General features: G+C 57.9%; 16 protein-coding genes. 2 read left to right on the top strand and 14 right to left on the bottom strand.

Annotated features, from left to right (window positions below; all coding sequences use genetic code 11):
• Positions 1-1,030: 1,030 nt before the first annotated feature.
• The 3 genes from trxA to AS156_RS12450 form a co-directional block, all read right to left on the bottom strand.
• Positions 1,031-1,351 carry a thioredoxin gene (gene trxA, locus AS156_RS12465; RefSeq protein ID WP_066504046.1) on the bottom strand — a complete coding sequence of 107 codons (321 nt, stop codon included), beginning with the start codon at positions 1,349-1,351 and terminating at the stop codon, positions 1,031-1,033.
• Between the two features lie 94 nt (positions 1,352-1,445).
• Positions 1,446-2,222 carry a hypothetical protein gene (locus AS156_RS12460; protein WP_136626175.1) on the bottom strand — a complete coding sequence of 259 codons (777 nt, stop codon included), beginning with the start codon at positions 2,220-2,222 and terminating at the stop codon, positions 1,446-1,448.
• 1,488 nt (positions 2,223-3,710) lie between these two features.
• A complete protein-coding gene (locus tag AS156_RS12450) occupies positions 3,711-4,589 on the bottom strand; it encodes an IS30 family transposase (RefSeq protein ID WP_066504044.1) in 879 nt (292 codons plus the stop codon).
• Between the two features lie 149 nt (positions 4,590-4,738).
• Here AS156_RS12450 and AS156_RS12445 point away from each other — a divergent pair, with 149 nt between their 5' ends.
• Together AS156_RS12445 and AS156_RS12440 are read left to right on the top strand one after the other, a co-directional pair.
• Entirely contained in the window at positions 4,739-5,872 is a 1,134-nt protein-coding gene (locus tag AS156_RS12445) for an MATE family efflux transporter (RefSeq protein ID WP_245312745.1), read from the top strand.
• Between the two features lie 167 nt (positions 5,873-6,039).
• Positions 6,040-6,366, top strand: a complete 327-nt coding sequence (locus AS156_RS12440; RefSeq protein WP_136626174.1) for a hypothetical protein — start codon at positions 6,040-6,042, stop codon at positions 6,364-6,366.
• Between the two features lie 907 nt (positions 6,367-7,273).
• Here the strand turns inward: AS156_RS12440 and AS156_RS12430 are convergent.
• The 11 genes from AS156_RS12430 to AS156_RS41985 form a co-directional block, all read right to left on the bottom strand.
• Positions 7,274-7,804 carry a hypothetical protein gene (locus tag AS156_RS12430; protein WP_066504038.1) on the bottom strand — a complete coding sequence of 177 codons (531 nt, stop codon included), beginning with the start codon at positions 7,802-7,804 and terminating at the stop codon, positions 7,274-7,276.
• Between the two features lie 53 nt (positions 7,805-7,857).
• Positions 7,858-8,727, bottom strand: a complete 870-nt coding sequence (locus AS156_RS12425; RefSeq protein ID WP_136626173.1) for a hypothetical protein — start codon at positions 8,725-8,727, stop codon at positions 7,858-7,860.
• Between the two features lie 43 nt (positions 8,728-8,770).
• A complete protein-coding gene (gene sctE, locus AS156_RS12420; protein WP_066504034.1) occupies positions 8,771-9,904 on the bottom strand; it encodes a type III secretion system translocon subunit SseC family protein in 1,134 nt (377 codons plus the stop codon).
• Positions 9,894-10,397 (bottom strand): SycD/LcrH family type III secretion system chaperone, encoded by a 504-nt coding sequence (locus tag AS156_RS12415; protein ID WP_136626172.1) that lies wholly within the window; start codon positions 10,395-10,397, stop codon positions 9,894-9,896. Before AS156_RS12415 ends, sctE begins: the two co-directional genes overlap by 11 nt.
• 935 nt (positions 10,398-11,332) lie before the next feature.
• Positions 11,333-12,397, bottom strand: coding sequence for an EscU/YscU/HrcU family type III secretion system export apparatus switch protein (locus AS156_RS12410; protein WP_066504029.1), 1,065 nt, complete (start codon positions 12,395-12,397; stop codon positions 11,333-11,335).
• Positions 12,398-12,403: 6 nt separating this feature from the next.
• On the bottom strand, positions 12,404-13,192 hold the full coding sequence (sctT, locus tag AS156_RS12405) for a type III secretion system export apparatus subunit SctT (protein WP_066504028.1): 789 nt from the start codon (positions 13,190-13,192) through the stop codon (positions 12,404-12,406).
• 93 nt (positions 13,193-13,285) lie between these two features.
• Positions 13,286-13,546, bottom strand: coding sequence for a type III secretion system export apparatus subunit SctS (gene sctS / locus AS156_RS12400; RefSeq protein WP_066504027.1), 261 nt, complete (start codon positions 13,544-13,546; stop codon positions 13,286-13,288).
• The gene (sctR, locus tag AS156_RS12395; RefSeq protein WP_066504026.1) at positions 13,543-14,205 is read right to left on the bottom strand and encodes a type III secretion system export apparatus subunit SctR; all 663 of its coding nucleotides are present in this window, start codon (positions 14,203-14,205) and stop codon (positions 13,543-13,545) included. The genes sctS and sctR overlap by 4 nt, the downstream gene beginning before the upstream one ends.
• Positions 14,202-15,188 (bottom strand): FliM/FliN family flagellar motor switch protein, encoded by a 987-nt coding sequence (locus AS156_RS12390; RefSeq protein WP_066504024.1) that lies wholly within the window; start codon positions 15,186-15,188, stop codon positions 14,202-14,204. The genes sctR and AS156_RS12390 overlap by 4 nt, the downstream gene beginning before the upstream one ends.
• A complete protein-coding gene (locus AS156_RS12385; protein WP_066504023.1) occupies positions 15,185-15,841 on the bottom strand; it encodes a hypothetical protein in 657 nt (218 codons plus the stop codon). The genes AS156_RS12390 and AS156_RS12385 overlap by 4 nt, the downstream gene beginning before the upstream one ends.
• A 383-nt stretch (positions 15,842-16,224) precedes the next feature.
• Positions 16,225-16,398, bottom strand: coding sequence for a Ulp1 family isopeptidase (locus AS156_RS41985; protein WP_136626171.1), 174 nt, complete (start codon positions 16,396-16,398; stop codon positions 16,225-16,227).
• Positions 16,399-16,810 lie beyond the last annotated feature (412 nt).

Raw genomic sequence — 16,810 nt, 5'->3', positions numbered from 1 at the left:
TCTTGATCACGCACGGGCTCGACGGAACGTGATGAGACGGCTTGCTGAACCGGGATGGTCAGTTCACGGCCATCATCGCGCTCCGTCGAAGCGGCGGACAAGGTCAATGGATTGGCTTCCTGCCCGCTGCTGGCCCCCCGCTCGAGGCACCACAGCCGATAACTGCGAATGTCCATCTCCGAAGCGATACCGCCCGAGGAATCCAAGATGGCGTTGCGGTCGATGATCCCTGTAAGGCCGTCAGTAGCGCGCCCCTGTGACGGAATTCGCAAAAGGCGAGGGCTGTCAAGCAATGCGGACTCACGATAGGGGCGATTCAAGCGAGAATTCGGGTGACGTTCAATCTCGGCCAGCACCGCGCCCAGCTGCGGCGACATACTGCCCACCGAATTGTCTTCCCCATCGGATGATTCCACCCAGCTCACTGCGCTTGGCTGCTCCAGATGGTCAGTTGCTGACGGAGAAGCTTCCGTAATCGAATGCTGGATTTCCTCATCTTCTTCGATGATGGTATACAAAGCACGATCAGCCCGGCCTCGCTCGACAAACTCCATGCCTAGTCTCCCGTTTTAAAAGGCCGGCCGCCGGTTTCTGATCACGGGATATTGCGGAGTCCAGCTTACGAGATGCTGACGATCGCGACGAGAACACCCGCGTCAGGGTGTCGCGTCATAAGCCCGCCAAGCTCGCCGATTAGCAACTATGGATATCAGAGTGAGAAAGCTTGGAAGCTCGAGATTTCCAAATGCGGCAAGACCACAGCATCCTTTCTCCAGTTCGGAGGTGGCCCCTTAGCAGAAAGTAACGCGTCCGGCTAAGCTACCATCGCGTCATTTGCCGGCCACTGAGGCCGCCTTCTTCCAGTTTCAGTTCCCGAGACTCGACCCGCACCGTTGTCTGGACAGCGGGAGCACGGGCTCTTTCTCCGTCCAGGCAAATACCTAACCAACCAAGAGCCACTGATCCGTACGAGTGGAAATCAAGCAGCTACGCGAGGCCCGCGCCAATAAGACAAATTGAGCGATATCGATCAAGCAGCGCTCGAAATCCAGTTCAAAAGAGCTGTCTTCGGTTTGGTGCCGACCGAGAAATCGGACACCTCGCCGCCCTTGAAGATCGCGAGCGCCGGAATAGAGCGCACGCCCAATTGGGCGGCGAGTTCCGGGTTTTCATCGATGTTGAGCTTGGCGACCTTGACCTTGCCTTCCATCTCGACGGAGATTTCCTCGAGGCTCGGAGCAATCATCTTGCAGGGATCGCACCATTCGGCCCAGAAATCGACGACGACGGGTGCTGCGGATTCCAGAACTTCCGACTGGAAGTTATTGATATCGACTTTCACGGTAGCCATCGCTGCTCCTTTGACCGAAGAAGATGTTGAACCACATGTGACGGTGTGGTGCAGAATTTTCAGTTGTCAACCCGACGATCAGCTTTTCTATGCTCTAAGACACGCCAACGACGCTCATCGTGCCAAGGTGGAGCCTTCGCGCTTGCGGGATGCCCTCAACTCTGCTCGCGCGACTGTAGGCTTCGCTGATGGACTTTCCGATCGGGCGAAGGGCCAACATTTGCTCACATGCGCTCATGTTCTTTTCGTATGGACCAACTGCCACATCCAGAACTGATCCGTAAGCGGCAAAGAGACCCCGTCTGGCGGAGCGGGTGAGCGATCGGCTAGGCGGCGCCCAATGCTTTCTATTGACCCCTTCTTCTATAATGCTTTCGATAAGCGGAGCATCAGCCTCGGTTGGGGCGACAGGTATACGCCCAACGGATGCCGAATACGCGCCACGTATACACCCAGCAGTCGCGCCACGTTTACGCCTTCTAAGCCCGCCACGCTGCTCCTGGAGAGCCTGCAGTGCAATACCCACATGCTTGTTGTTCTTGAACACCGTCTCAAAAAGCTCATTTAACGTCTTGTCATCAGTTTCTTCGGGCGATTGGCGTCTCTCGCCCAGGTACGCTGCCACCTTGTAAAGCATCTGGATATATTTCTCGGCCGTCGCGTGTGACAGCTTTCGGCGCTTGCCGACGGCCTCAATCATGGTCCAAATGTAATCGCGATCCGTACCAGACACATTGGCCGGCGGTTTAGGGCCGGGACGCCGGTGAAGGCGGGCGGTATCGGCCATCCGCGCTGCATCCAGCTGCTGCTCAAAGGCCTCTTGTTCGGCCCGAGCTTGCTGCTCTTCCAGATCGGCGTTCTGCACCGGCACTGTGCAGCACCAGATGCATCGAAACCATGCGAGCCCACGCCAACCTCATCTCTAAGCCTATCCACGTTGGTTCGTATTCGTCCAAGCTTTCGAGAAGCTGTCGAAATCGCTGTCCGCATATGGATTTGGATGTGCCTCGAATCCTCGTTTTGGCATCCGCGAACTCAGGTGATTGCCATTATCAGCCCCTGCTCGAGAACCTACCCTGAGGAACATAGTCGGGCAGCTCTCATAACATCCAGGCGATGCCCAATGAGGCTGGTCAGCTTTCCCGATCACTGCCCAGGTCGTGGCGTACCTCGATCTTACCGAGCAATCACGGCCGATTAAGCACTCCGGTTTAGCTCTCTAACAATAGAGTTCGAAGACCTCTGCGTGAGCGGCCCAATCCGGAAAGATGATGTCCGGTCGGAATCGCGGATGATACGCCCCTGTCTGCGTCATCAATCTAACGCGCGTCCGCTGGCCAACGCTCCGCAAACAACAGAGAAACGGAGTCGATAGAAGTGCCGCATCTAGACGTCCATTTCGGCCGTCGGTTCGCAACACGATAGATATTGAAGGCTTTGCTAAGTCTGAAGAGACTCCGCGTTCACGAGCGTCCGTCGTTTTCAACGGTCCCAGGACTGACTCGTGAACATGCCAGCCAGCGGGTCGACAGGATCATTGACGCTCTGGGATTTGCGTGGCGCGCATCTTACGCGCCGGAAGTGTTTGCCGCAGATTTCCGCTCCTGGCGTTCATCGATCGGCGACGAGACTGATCGACGCTCAAGCCTCCGCTCGAGCTCCGCCAATTCTGCCTTACATTCGGCTATGATCGATTGGGCACGAAGCAACTTGACCTTGAGCTCGTCCCGTTGCCTGAATAGTTGCTCAGGATCCCAATCGTCCTGCATCAGCTCATTCATCATCTGCCAGCACGAGCCCTGCTGCCTGGTCGTCGCTCAGCTTCAAGGGAAATGGCTCGGCATCTCGCCGTTGATCGATGCTCGCGCCTGAGGTACCGATGAAAGGTCAGGCGAGAGATCGCCTTCGGGTGCAACACCCGCAATCTGGTATGCAGATTCCTGCCGTGCTCCTTAGAAGCTGATTGGTGGCGACCGTCAAATCGAACCACGATCTGAAGGTGACAAATCGTCGCAATACAGGCGCGCGCTGTCTGAAATCGAAAGGATCCTGCAATCTTCATTTGAAAACCCGAATGGGTTCCTGGAGAAACATCATGGTCACATAAATCTCCTCACGTCTTTCAAGCAATCGACATGCTAATCCCGCTTGAGAGTTTTCCAACGAGGAATGATGCGCCTCTCGCTGCATCAGCTCGCTGCAAACGTCGTGTTGTCGCGCTTGAGACAAGCGGCGTCTGACGGGAAACAGCCGAAGTCGCAAGTACAACATTCATAACAGCGACTGCTTTCCTTGCCGGCGAAAACGCTCTCACCATTTTTGAGCGGAGCGTCATCGATTGAGAACATGCTATCAGCAATTACGTTGCCCATGACGCGCCCCGTGATCGGAGCGCGAATGTCGTGTCAGCAGGGCAATTGGCTGAAGCGCGCAATCCGGAGCGGCGGCATTCAATGAGAAAGATAGGGGACGACACGCACCGATCATCCTGACGTCGCCAGTTGGGTGGATTCACACTCGAAGTGCAACACTTGACGGGCAAAGGACTCGCAGGCGTTCTGTAGTCAAGGCATTTGCGCGGGGTGTTGTTGTAAACCGCGATGCATTGGCGGAACCGGGTTGTGGACAGGGTAGCCAGATCGGTCTTGCGAGGGATCAAGCGACGCATTCCTCCGATGGCGTTCTCGATGCCGCCCTTCTGCCAGGGCGCGTGAGGATCGCAGAAGAAGGTCTCGATCGAGAGGCGATGCAGTGCCAAATGACCGACGAACTCGGTGCCGTTGTTGAAGGTGACGGTCTGGCGCAGCTCCTGCGTCATGTTCGCGAAGAAGCGCACGAGATGGCGGGCGACACCGCGTGCGACCTTGCTGGCGAGGCGAATGCCGAGCAGCAGGCGCGAGGTGCGCTCATGCACGGTCAGCACGGCCTGGCCGAGGTCGGCCTCCCAATGTCCGGGGATGCTGCGGTCGGCCACCTCGATCGGCCGATTTGCCAAGGAAACACGGCCTTCGATGAAGCTTGCGGGACTGCCGCCCTTCTTGCCGCGGTAGCCTCGCCTGCTCTTGGCGCGCGGTAAATAGCGCCGCCAGTTGAAGTCCGTGGGACGGGCGAGCTGGGCATAGATGAAGCGGTAGATGGTCTCATGGGCCGCGATTTGGCGGACCGAGCTGCCATTGGCCGAAAGGCAGGCAATCTCGCATCGGTCGTCCAGAGAGAGCTGCTTGTAAGTCCGCCCCATGGCAACACCTCCTCAAGGAAGTGTCGCACTTCGTTTGTGAACTCAGGGTTGGCCAAATGGGTGGCTCGCCATCACCTCAGTGACGAACTCGCCGCAACGCGACACTCGCGACCCCGATTGCGCTCACGCAGCTTGCGCAGATCGCGATGATGGCGACGGATCTGGCCTGGATCGGCCACATCGGCATCGAGGCCCTCGCGGCAGCCGCGCTTGCCGGTATGATCTTATCGGTTGGCCTGACCTTCGCAGCTGGCGTGATCTCGGCAGTAGGGCCGCTCGCGGCGCAAGCACGTGGCGCGGCAAACACAGCCCTGGTACGGAGTTCGCTGCGCATGGGGCTATGGATTGCACTCGCTCTATGGGCGCCGATCATGGTTCTGCCGGTGCAAGGCGAGCAAATCGTGCTAGCGCTTGGCCAGGAGCCGGCTATCGCGCGCTTAGCTCAGCAATATCTGCTCGGGCTCGCCTGTGGTATCTTGCCGGCGCTGTGGTTTTTGGCGATCCGCAGTTTCATGGCAGCGGTCGATCGCCCGGCGCCGGCCTTGTGGATCACGCTCGCCGCCATCCCGACCAACGCACTGCTGGCCTATCTGTTGATCACCGGCAAGTTCGGCTTGCCGCAGCTTGACTTGTTCGGAGCCGGCCTTGCGACTAGCCTGGTGAACAGTGGGACCTTTCTGGCCGGTATTTGGTTCGTTGCATGCTGCCGTCCTTTTCGCGACTACCAGGTGCTCCGATATCTTTGGCGGTTCGATTGGCCATTGATGCTGGAACTCCTCGTGGTCGGCACCCCGATTTCGGTCGCTATTTTCATGGAATCGGGTCTTTTCTCTGCGACGGCCCTCCTGATGGGTGTGATCAATACCACAGCGGTTGCCGCCCATCAGATCGCATTCCAGGTTGCAGCTGCCCTATTCATGATCCCGTTTTGCATCGGAATGGCGATGAACGTGCGCATCGGACACGCACTCGGCAGCAACGATCTATCAGGTATCAGACAGGCTGGTTTTGCCGCCATGCTGCTTGGAGTCCTGATCGCGGCGATCGCTACGATTGCGGTGGTCGGCACGCGCTTTGAATTGCCGAGCTGTTCGTCGACCAATCGGCCAGGCGCTTCTTGCACATACCAAGGCAGCACACGATGCGACCAGAAGATAAGCTCCGCGCTTGAAGTGCTTCTCGAGTATCGTGACCCGGCTATCCTGGAAAGGCGCAACCCGCGCCGATCATCCTCCCTCCACGAAAGACAAGAGTCTCATCGAGGACGCGGCTGCCGCCAGTAAACGCGCCAGGAAAGCCGTCGAAGTCTCCGTCAAGAACCTCCTCAAGTTTGCAGGGGGCCTCGCCGCCCGCGGCAAGAAGATTGATCAGCTGGACCACATCGCACTCCTCGAGCTTGCAAATAAGCTGTTTCCAAGAGCCTCATCCGCGGGCTCGGCATGATCGATCCGTGAATACCGCAACGCCGGGCGCACTTCCGGTGCGGAAGGAGCTACGCTGGCGGTTGATGTTCTGGGCCTTCTCGCCGATCTTGAGTGTCGACCCGGAGAAACTTCGGCGGCTCCTGGATGACGAACCGACATTCTCGCAGACGATCGACAATTTGGCGGAGCGTCAGGACGGTATGGATCCGGTTGATCAGCTGCCAACCGAAAGTCTCGATACCGCAGAGCTTATAGGGATGCTCGCTTCTCCCGTCCGTTCGCCAGAAGACGAAGTCAATCCAGCCGGATCCATACCGGCCGGGCGCGGAGCAGACTGGCTTATTGCCCACTGAGAGTCTGGATACGGCGAAGCTCCTCGAGATGATCGCTTCGGGCGGCCATTCGCCAGCGGACAGCATCAATCAGCCAAGTTCGATGCCATCATGGACTCTTGAGAATTCAACGACCGGCGCAGCATTTCAGGCGCGCAATCGCAACCTGCGATGCCAGCACTCGAGCTGTATCTTCCGCAAGGATGGGAGCATGGTGAGCAGTGGGCGAGCGAGGACTTCAAGAAAGGAATGCGGCTGCATGGTGTGCTCCCGGACGAAGTGCGGCCGGAGACAAGATTGACCATCCGCGGATTGGACTACATAGCCAGCATTGGACCGCCAGGCCTGGAGCACGAGGTGTTTCTTCGCAGAGCGTGACAAGGCATTCGCAGTCAGAGCAAATATGCATGGCGCCTTTCATAAGACCGCGCGGCCGCCTCTTCCGAGAGGCGCCTCGCTGGCGCACGTATACCGGCGAATATCACCGGCAGCATGTGGGCTGGGACCCCGCTCCCAAGGCGTCCGCCGGCGCAACGTAACGACTCAATCGGGAGCCCCCGCCATAGTTCAACCGGTGGATCGAGCCCGAAGCTTTTGAAATCGCCTCGCATACACATGGGTTTCGACCTCGGAAGAACGACAAGGCAACTGACAGACTGCAGCGACGCTGATCCGCTGCTGATCAGCGACTCCGATCGCGGTACTTTTCGAAAGACTGCCAGCGTTTCCTGTTGCCAAGGGCAGCGGGACCGATCATTCCTTCCGCGGATGAACCAAAGACGAGCTCCTCCGTAACGATCCACCACAAGACCAGAACAGGCCGCTATGGATCTATCAACTAATTGATTGACCGCATCGTGCTGACCCTTCCTGTAACGTTTTGTAGTGTAGCAGCGATTACCTGCCCGCAGCCGTCAATACTGGCCCATCATCGAATATTGCCAATGACGGCCTCCTTGGCCTTTTCGTCTTTCGACAGAACGTTAGATGTCAATTGAGTGACCTGATTGAGCTTATCCAGAAGCCCTTGAAGCGAAATCACTGCCATTTGCCCTTCGCTGTTGGCGCTATCAATCGCCGCTTTGAGATTGTTGATCGCGGCGTCGAACTCCGCCTGTATGCCATATACGTCGTTATTGATTTTCTCGATGGCGATGCCATTCGCCTGTATGAACTCATAGACGCTTCGGGTCTTGCCTTGCGAATCGACAAAGGTGCCGTACGCTTTAACAGTCTTGTCGTCATTTGGCCTTTCGGCCCGCAGAGTCGCCAATGCGCTATTCATGTCTTTCAAAAGATTGTTACGCGCCTGCATGCTGGCATAATCAGCCCGGAGCTGCGTCTCGTAGATGCCGTGTCGCTCCATCATGAGCAGCATCATGGTCGCATATAGCGACTGCCCATCTGTGAGGGCATGGTCCGCACTGTAGGACGGCACGCTTGCAGTTGCATTGATCATTTTCTACCCTCCTTCCGGTCTAAAACATCGTTTGTTCAAATGATGGGTTGCACTCAGGCCATGTTGACGAGTTTGCTCCTCGTCTCGCTATCAGCACTACGCATCTCCGCAAGCTTGCTCAGCATGTCCTGAATCTGCGTCTGATAGTAATCGATGAATTGCCTTTCGTCCTCCGCGTGGGCCTTCGCCTTGGTGCTATCCGCGTCATGCTTCGCCTTTTCTTCCTGACATTGAGTGGACGCCATGTTCATGCCGGCCCCCGCGATCTTGGACGTTTCCGTTGTCATGGCGGCCATGCCCCCCCATTTCATGGTCTCCTCTGCGGCCGCGGTTTGCGCGTGAGCCATGCGCGTAACTTCTAAATGGCCCATGCTATTAGAAGTGTGGGCGTCAAGACCAGACGAGGACTTGGGTGCATTGCTTTCGAATCGCAATTGACTCTGGCGAGCACCCTTGAGGTTCATGCCGGCGCCGGCGATAGCGCCACTCGATGCGGCGATCGAGCCAAACAACTGGTAGAGCCCTGAACTTCGAATCGACTTGGCGGCCGCGTCCTGCGCAGCGATATCGGCGCCAACCGCAGCCCACATGTCCTCTCTGGCCGCTTTGCGAAGCTCAGAATTGAGACGAACAATGAGCGCCGCGATCGCCGACATGTTGCTCCCCGTCGCAAAGTCCTCGAGCTTGGGCGCAATACCTGAAAGCGTCTGCTGAGTAACACGCTCAGGAAACCCCGAGTTTCCAAGCAGTGCAGAACTTGGCGCGCCGTTAACACTATGGGCAAGCGACTGAGTAGTGGTCGCCTCTGGTGCGCGGGCGCCGCGGAGGGAGACAGAGGGCGAACTCGGCGAAAGCTGACGATGCGCGGCATTGTCCAATGGATCAACGCCGACGACATTTACACGCTCGATAGCACCTAGCATGAATGCGTTCCTTACGCTCGCAAGAGAAGGCTGTTAGAAATGATTAGGCGAAGGCACGGATGAGAGACGCATCGCTTGCACTGCGGCTCTCGATAGCCTCGGCAATCCTCTGCGTGGTCGCCTTTTGGTCGAGGACGAGCCGCTTGATGAAGTCCATCTCGTTGTTTTGAAGCTCTTTCATCCACGTAATTCGCTTCCTTATGTCCAAAGCGTCCGCCTGAGTGTCCGCGGCCTCCTTCTGCTGAACCCCATTCGCTATGCCCGCAGCGGCCCCGCCGAACGAAGCAGTTGCCTCGCCAACGCGGGCGGCAGTCGAAACCTTCTGGCTGATCTGAGCAATCCTGGTAGCGTTCGAGGTTGTATCTGCAATCGTGGAAGCGGCTTGATTCATGGCCCTTGAGAGGACGGTTGCCAACGAGCCCGGTTGCTTTGCGAGGGAGGCAAGTCCACGGAGAGCTGACGCGCCGGCCTCACCAAGGCGGCTCCACATAGCGGCCGCGCGGGCTCCATTCGCAGCCCCACCCATAAGCCCGGCGCCTGCCGTCAGCACGGTAACCGACAATATGATGCCCATCGTGATGCCGACAGCCACTTTGTTCGCTTGGGCAGCATCCATGTTGCCGTCTTGCATGAGACGTTTGGCAATCGCCTGGGTCATCTTGTCGACGACACCCGTTTCGTTGAGCACCGCAACGCCAACTGTCACTGCCGCGGCAACTGTCGCAAGAGTGCCACCGGTGACCACGGCGGCCGCGACCGAGAGCCCGACCGCGAGCCACCCGAGGAACTTCCTTATGTGTGCGCTCTTTTTCGCTTTCGCCATAGCGTTAGCGGCTTCGATGATCTTGTTGCCGATCGTCTCGTGCTGCTGCCTTAGCAGTTCGCCTTCGTGTCGAACATCCGCCATCCCGCTCGCAATTAGCCGGTCAGCCATTTTGATCCTCAATGCCAGCAGATTGTTAGCAAGTTCTACCGGGTCGAGCCCGCGCGGCAGCGCCAGGTTCGGAATCGAACCCGATGCGACGATTTTGCGGGAGACTGCTGGCGGCAAATTGCCAATTGCTGTCGTATCGAGCGTGCCTGAACGAGCAATCAAGGAGCGACCGGGTACAAGCAGCGTCCCTGCTTCGTACTGCGCTTCACTGTTCCAACCGGTTACGTTCAAGCTATGCGCCATTTGAGTTCCTTTCCGTTTTCAGACGGTCGAGCATCCGTCGCGCGCGCCAGGCGAACGTGTTGAGCTCGGAATTTCCGGCGCTGAGCGTCAGGACATCACCGAGCGCGACTATGGCTGCTGCCGGGCGCCCCAGTTTGACCAAACATTCTGCAGCGCGAAGTGGTATCTGCGGGTCCTCGCTGTTCAGGAGCGCAGCCAACTTGTAAGCCTGCACCGCCCCCTCTGTATCCTCAAGCATCTGACTGGCAGCAGCCAGGCTGAGCCAGGATCGCGCGTCAGTGTGTCGATGCAAGCATAAAAAGCGAAAGAAACTCAGCGCGTGCTCATATTTGCCGCAGCAGTAATAGCGGTAACCGAGCGCATATAGTGCCTCAAGTTCTTCGTCTGTAATGCCAACGACATCGCCTAACGTCGCGCGCCCCGCCATGAAGTCGAGCGCGAGGTGCGACGAGGCTCCGCCGTCAATCGCATCGGCCGCCTCAGGATCGCTCAATAGGCCTTGCTCGACCCCGCTCGCCAAATCACACCCTTTGTCCGAGCCATGAAAGATTCAAAGTCGTTTCGGGTGAAGGCAAAACATCGCCTGGGGCCGCCTGCTCGCATGAATAAGATGCGTCAGAGCCCCCGTCGCAATCGCCGTTACTCGCAGGAGGGGATTCCGGGTCGGCAGCCCCGGCGTCCGATAGTTGAGCCAGCCACTCAAGTTGAGCATCCGCCCTCCTTAGAAGGCGGTCCATTTGCTTGATCGTTTGTCGGGACCTTTGTATCGTTTCGTCTAGATCCACGTTCGCTTCCTCACCAACTTCATGCGATGCAACCCGGGTCCGACCTGCACCCGACGGCGCCATGCCGCTCGCAGGTGCAAACCACTCGAGAACGTCGACCGCCAGATCGGCGGCTCGACGCCAGGGCTGGGACAATCTGCGTCTTGCACAAGATGCCCGTTATCCCGACTGAACGACGCCGAGAACAACTTCGGCATCCAGGAGTACTGGACGGCCCCTGCCCTACGGTACCCGATAGTCCGCGGCGTGCAAAATATTGAGTCATTATGGGTGCATCGGCACGAATGATAGGGCCGCTCGTATCGGCGCAAGCGTGGCTACCGTTCAGGTTGACGGCCAATACGATTATTCTGAACTTTCCCTGAAACCTTATGAGGGCGGAGTTCGTAACGGCGACTTATCGTGGATGTGAAGCGTGTGGCATTCTCCGGACGCCTCGCGTTCCACCCGCCACTACCTGCCCAGGCCTTAAATTGCCCACATCCATCCTAGGGGGCACCTAATAGCGATCCGAAGAATGTTGCCGAACAATTCACGACAAATTACTCGGTTCTGAGGAGGATGGCGTCGAAGGTGGCACCAAGGGGTCTATTTCATTCGCGCCATGCTGACTATTCCGAAGCTCGCAACTGACCTCACGAATTCAGAGCCGATCACCACCGGTCTCGGTCGCAAGGTCCCCGAGCGCTCGCAACACCTCTGCGATAGGTTCAATCAAGTGTGACGGGATATATTCATCGACCAGACCGTCTTCCAGGAGCGCACGCGCCAGCGGAACATTTCGCATCACCGGCACGCCAGCGGCGGTGGCGGCCGCGATCATTTGCTGTGCGAGCAGGTCGGTACCAATAGCGTCAATCACGGGTAGCGGAGTCTGTTGCCCATCGTAGTAAAGCGCCACTGCAATATGCGTGGGATTGGAGATCAACGCGGTCGCACTGCGCGCTAAGGCGATAGGATTCTTGGCCATTAATTGCGAACGAAGTTGCTTGCGGCGCCTCTTGATCAGGGGATCGCCTTCGTTTTCCTTGTATTCTCGCTTCACTTCCTCCAGCGACATCATATTCCTCTTCTCGAACTGCCACCGCTGGAACGCGAAGTCCGCAATTGCCACGACAAGATGGATCGACCCCGCCCAGACCGCGACATAGAATAAGAGGTTACCCGTCAGCAAAGCCAGGCAGGATATTCCGCAACTCGGAATCCATACAAGCGAACTTACTGCTGCGCGAACCACAAATACAAGAACGAGACCGAGCAACAGCACCTTCACGACTGATCGGCTCAGCTCGAAGAGGCTCTGCGACGAGAATATCCTGCCGATGTTCTCACTTGGGTTCAGCTTCATGAGCGATGGCGCCGCTGCTGAGGGCGAGAAGAGCACTCCGGTCTGCAACATGTGGCCGCCGACACCGCCGATCAGGACGACGCCGAGAAACGGCATTGTCAGGCTCTGTATTTCACGGCCGTACGATCCGAAGAGTTGCAGCGCGACAACGACAAAGTTCTCATTTTTCAGATGCGCGATGGGTAACAGGAGCGCGGCCTCAAATCGGTCCACCAGGCGAGGCAAAGAGGTGACGAACAAGGCGAAGAACCCAATGGTCAGCACCGCCGAGACAACCTCCCTGCTCTGAGCAACCTGTCCTTTCTTGCGCAGCTCGCGCAGCCTCTGACGGGTCGGTCTTTCGCTCTTACCAGCTGGCATGAATACTCACATGGCGATGCGGCGAACAAATGCGACAGGCGATAGCCCATGATCGCCGGCATGAGTCAAAACTGTCGCGAGCGACAGGATCAGCAGCAGCAGACCAACCACGCTTTTGACCGGCATCGCGACATAGAAGACCTGCAATTGTGGCACGAACCGACCAATCAGCGCCAGACCCAATTCACTTAAGAGCATGGCGAGGATGGCTGGACCGGCGAGGAGCAATGTCAACAGCATGACGAGGTCCGCGAGGCTCAGTACCTCTCCGACGAATGCTGGACCAATTGTCGGACGAAAGGTCCACACAGGCCAGATTTCATGCGAACGATAGAGTGCCTCCAGGAGCTTGGAGAAGCCTCCCGTGACGAACAGCCATGTGAGGTAAAGCTCACCCAGGAATGTCCCAAGCGGCGAGGTTTGATTGCCGCTTGCCGGATCAAGCAGACTGGCCATCGTTGCACCCCTTTGGTTGTCAATGAACGTGCCGCACGCCTCCACGCCCCACATGACGGCGGCAACTGGCAAGCCGAGTACAAGCCCGAGCAGAAGTTCCTTCAGTCCGAGGCCCAAGATCAGCGTCAGGCTGGCCAAGTCGAGGTCCTCAGGCCTTGTTGTCCAGGCGCGTCCTATTACAGGGAACGACAATGCGATGATCACGCTGTTGCGTGCCATTCCTGTCATCATATTGCGCGCGAGGACTGGGACGACCAGCATCATGCCCGATATGCGCGCAACCGCGAGCACAAGAACAACGAGGGCGGTACGCATCTCATCCGGATCAAGTGACAACATGAAAAGACAACCAGGATGATGAAGAGCGGCCGCGGTCCTTTCTGCAGATGCCGCACGCGATGGACAATCGATGACCCGCTCGAGCTCCAACGCCTACACTGCGCCGATCTTGTCGAAGATTCGCATGGTATACCGGCCAAGCTCCTCAAACCAGCTCGCGGTGGCGACCAGCACAAGATTTACGCTTATCAGCTTCACAGCGAAGGAAAGTGTTTGCTCTTGAATCTGAGTCATGGCCTGGATGAGACTGATGGTCAGTCCCACGATCGTAGCGACGAGGACTGCCGGCAAGGACAGCACAACCGACAGTGTAAGCGCTTCGACGGCGACGTTGACGAGCGTGGCGGAATTCAAGACGCCGGTCCTGCGTAGGACAAGACGAGGCCGTGGATGAGGCGCTGCCACCCGTTCACGGCAACGAACAAGAACAGCTTGAATGGCAGGGATATCGTCATGGGTGAAACCATCATCATGCCCATCGCCAGAAGGATGTTGGAGATAACGAGATCGATAACGATGAAGGGGAGGAACAGCAAGCATCCGACCTTGAATGCCTCTTCCAGTTCGGACGTGATGAAGGCCGGGATCAAGATCAAAAATGCGTTGTCGACCACGTCAGCCGCGTCTTCCTTGCTCCACAACTTGTGCGTGGCATTGACGAAGAAATGACGTGTTGTCGTGGACGTGTTTTTGATGAGGAAGTCACGAACTGGCTCGGCACCTATGGCTATCGTGTCGACCAATTCTCCGAACGTTTGGTACGCGATTGGCCTATCACGCAGAGCCTGATACGCGCCCTTCGCCACTGGCTGCATGATGTAGACTGAAAGTAAGATAGCGATCGCGTTCAAGGCCATGTTCGGTGGGATATTCTGAACGCCGAGTGCGTTGCGCAGCAGCCCAAAGACAACGACAAGCTTTACGAAGGACGTTACCGTAATCGCAACGAAGGGGAGGACCGCGATGGCTCCCATGAGGACGACAAGCGTCGCCGGATCGGGCAACTTATTCATCGCTCAGCCCGGGGCAAGCGCAGATCCAGCAGGCGCACCCCGGTCCGCTCAGCAATGCGCACCAGCTCACCCGTCGCGACGACTTGGCCATTGACGCGCAGAGAAACGTTAGTGGTTGCATCAAAGCCAAGATCGATGACCTGGCCCACAGCGAGTTCACGAAGCTGTCCGAGCGGCATGGTCAAACGTCCGACATCAACATCGACGGTCAGATTAAGGCTGTCGAGGCTTTCAGACGGGAGGAACTCCGGCTTACCCATCAAACGATCCACTACTGATTGGACAGAGAGGCGGCAATCCCGGATCGAGGCACGAAACCAGGGATTGTTAGAGAGGTGCGCGACAACGCTCATCACGCCATCCTTGCCCACCGATTGGTTGTCGAGCATGATGACGTCACCTTGCGCAAGTCGCTGTAGTTCCGCCACGGCAAGGCTGATGGGAGCAATGCGCACATCCAGAAGAAGCGGAAGCTCATCGAGCGCTGCGGCTACGACCGGCAGGTCGGAGGAACAGTCGGCGACCCACTGCAGCCCCTCACCATCGAGTTCCACCAAACCGACCAGATCGTTCGGTTGCTCCAGCCGAACGATCTTGAACGCGTAGGGACGCGGGGCCGCGACGTCGGAGCAGGACCAGGTCGGCCGCAGACCGCACCATCGCTCGACCTCGATCGCCAGATCCTGCAGAACGATATCAAACAATATCTCACCCAGGCCGTGGCCAGGAGACAATGTGGTGATCTCCGGCCATCGTTCTACGGCCAGCTGTGGAAGGAGCATTGCCCCTAATGCGAGGCGGATTTTGTGGCCTTGCACATTCATTAACACGGTGTAACTTGGCACCGGGATGTGCCGATGCGTTGAATCGGCCATGACCGCCTGCGCTTCGATGCCGGCGAGACTGAAAGCAAACGGAAGACGACTCGCAATTCGCGATATTGCGACAGCATCGCGTCCATCGTAGCGCGGAAGATCGATCATGAGCGCTTCTCAGCGCTGTAGTGGAATGTCGTCTCCGAACCGGAAGAGTGCCAATGACAGCCCTCTTCCCGCCAGCCTCGGCCAACGACTGCAATCATGACGCGCATGCCGAGCCGATCAGACAAGTGGCGCGCAAACGCTTGGCCTCGCAATTGCAAGATGGACCTAAGGTGGTCGGAGACGATGGAGAGAGATAGCGCATCGTCGCGGCATCTGACGGACACACTTGCGCTTCCAAACACGACGCGATTCAACGTGATATACGCCGTCGCGCCCCCCCTGCGGTCCGGGCATATCAAACCGCGCTCAACGATCGCCTCCGCCAGCTCAGCGAGCTCTGTGGAACGTGAAGGCTTTCCGTCCACTCCCGGATCCTGTGCATAATCCAGCATGACGGGTTCGTGCGAGACGACGGGCACGCAGGAGGACGCAACGCCCCCCATCGCCACCGGATCATGCTGATCGTTGCCGAGCTTCGAGCAGCCGGAACCATCCGCGGGCGACTCGCAGTCATCCAGAGCGGCCTCTTCGAGTCGTCGCCGAAAGCGCTCGTAATCCGCACCAGGCACAGGCTTCTGGGCCGCGAGCACGCGCGGGGGCGAGCGGTCACATGGCGCGATTGCCGACATCGAAGCGCTGTCACGGACCTTCATCAAGGCAGCTCCATCGCAGCTTCACCAGACATCAAACGCGCCGCAGCGACAGGCACGCTGAAATGCCATGCAGACAGCTCAATTCGCGCATTGCAGCACCGCGGCTCATCGCTCCAGTCACCAATCACGACCTTGTACCCCGGAGACAAGAGGAAGGTAAGCGCCGCTCAGCACAAGGCACTCCCTTCCACCCCTTTGATCTGCTTAGGGCCGCTCAGAAGCAAATACATTTTCGATATCGGTCCAGCTGATCGCGCTATGGCGCAGCCCAACGATCGGGCCAGGCCCGATCCATATGGTTGTTGAACGGCCGCCTGATCCCCTCCATGAGCGGGGGCGGATTCTCAAGGACTTGGCACCGCTCAATATTCCAGTCAGCCCGGTCAGCCCAACCCGGGAAAAGCGCCTAGTCGATCCTGCAAGGCCTGCCGATCTGCGCCGATGTTGTTAAGGCGCAGCTGCTCTGGCTGCTGTCCTTCCGCCAAACGTCTAACCAGCGTCCGCGTCGCGTCGAGCACGAAGACGCCACAATCATAGCGGTCCTGCTGCTGGGCCATGTCAGCTATGCTGCGAGGACAGCTACGCCGCCGCTAAGAAGATCGATGATTTCTGACATAGTGCCTCATCATCTGAAGCGCGGCATGATCTTACGTGCGTCAAATTCCGGCGCATCAAGGAGTGTGCCGCGAGAGCAGCCCGCTTGTACTAGTCATGCGGGAGCGGCCGACGGCACTCGGGTGGTCATGGCTTGACGAGATCGATGATCATCGCGCTCGTTCAGCCGACGACGGCATACAACGCGCCGTTTTGGAGCCAATGGCAGCGGAGTTTGACTGCCTGGCAAGGGTTGGTCCAGTTTGCGTCCGCGATCTCGCGCTTCACCCGTAACAGCCGAGATTGGCAACAACTCATCGAAACGTGCCGCGTGGTGAATACCGCTCCTGCTTATCCAGGCGACCATCAATGTGT

Origin of the sequence: Bradyrhizobium macuxiense (genome assembly GCF_001542415.1) — a bacterium.
Classification (GTDB): Bacteria; Pseudomonadota; Alphaproteobacteria; order Rhizobiales; family Xanthobacteraceae; genus Bradyrhizobium; species Bradyrhizobium macuxiense.
Note: the sequence above shows the minus strand (reverse complement) of the source record. Positions and strands in the feature narration are given on the sequence as shown.

Coding starts and splice junctions, on each gene's coding strand:
- AS156_RS12445 (WP_245312745.1), top strand. CDS start 4,739: ATGGCGACGGATCTGGCCTGGATCGGCCACATCGGCATCGAGGCCCTC.
- AS156_RS12385 (WP_066504023.1), bottom strand. CDS start 15,841: ATGAAGGTCCGTGACAGCGCTTCGATGTCGGCAATCGCGCCATGTGAC.
- trxA (WP_066504046.1), bottom strand. CDS start 1,351: ATGGCTACCGTGAAAGTCGATATCAATAACTTCCAGTCGGAAGTTCTG.
- AS156_RS12450 (WP_066504044.1), bottom strand. CDS start 4,589: ATGGGGCGGACTTACAAGCAGCTCTCTCTGGACGACCGATGCGAGATT.
- AS156_RS12410 (WP_066504029.1), bottom strand. CDS start 12,397: ATGCCAGCTGGTAAGAGCGAAAGACCGACCCGTCAGAGGCTGCGCGAG.
- sctE (WP_066504034.1), bottom strand. CDS start 9,904: ATGGCGCATAGCTTGAACGTAACCGGTTGGAACAGTGAAGCGCAGTAC.
- AS156_RS12425 (WP_136626173.1), bottom strand. CDS start 8,727: ATGCTAGGTGCTATCGAGCGTGTAAATGTCGTCGGCGTTGATCCATTG.
- AS156_RS12390 (WP_066504024.1), bottom strand. CDS start 15,188: ATGATCGATCTTCCGCGCTACGATGGACGCGATGCTGTCGCAATATCG.
- sctR (WP_066504026.1), bottom strand. CDS start 14,205: ATGAATAAGTTGCCCGATCCGGCGACGCTTGTCGTCCTCATGGGAGCC.
- AS156_RS41985 (WP_136626171.1), bottom strand. CDS start 16,398: ATGGCCCAGCAGCAGGACCGCTATGATTGTGGCGTCTTCGTGCTCGAC.
- sctT (WP_066504028.1), bottom strand. CDS start 13,192: ATGTTGTCACTTGATCCGGATGAGATGCGTACCGCCCTCGTTGTTCTT.
- AS156_RS12430 (WP_066504038.1), bottom strand. CDS start 7,804: ATGATCAATGCAACTGCAAGCGTGCCGTCCTACAGTGCGGACCATGCC.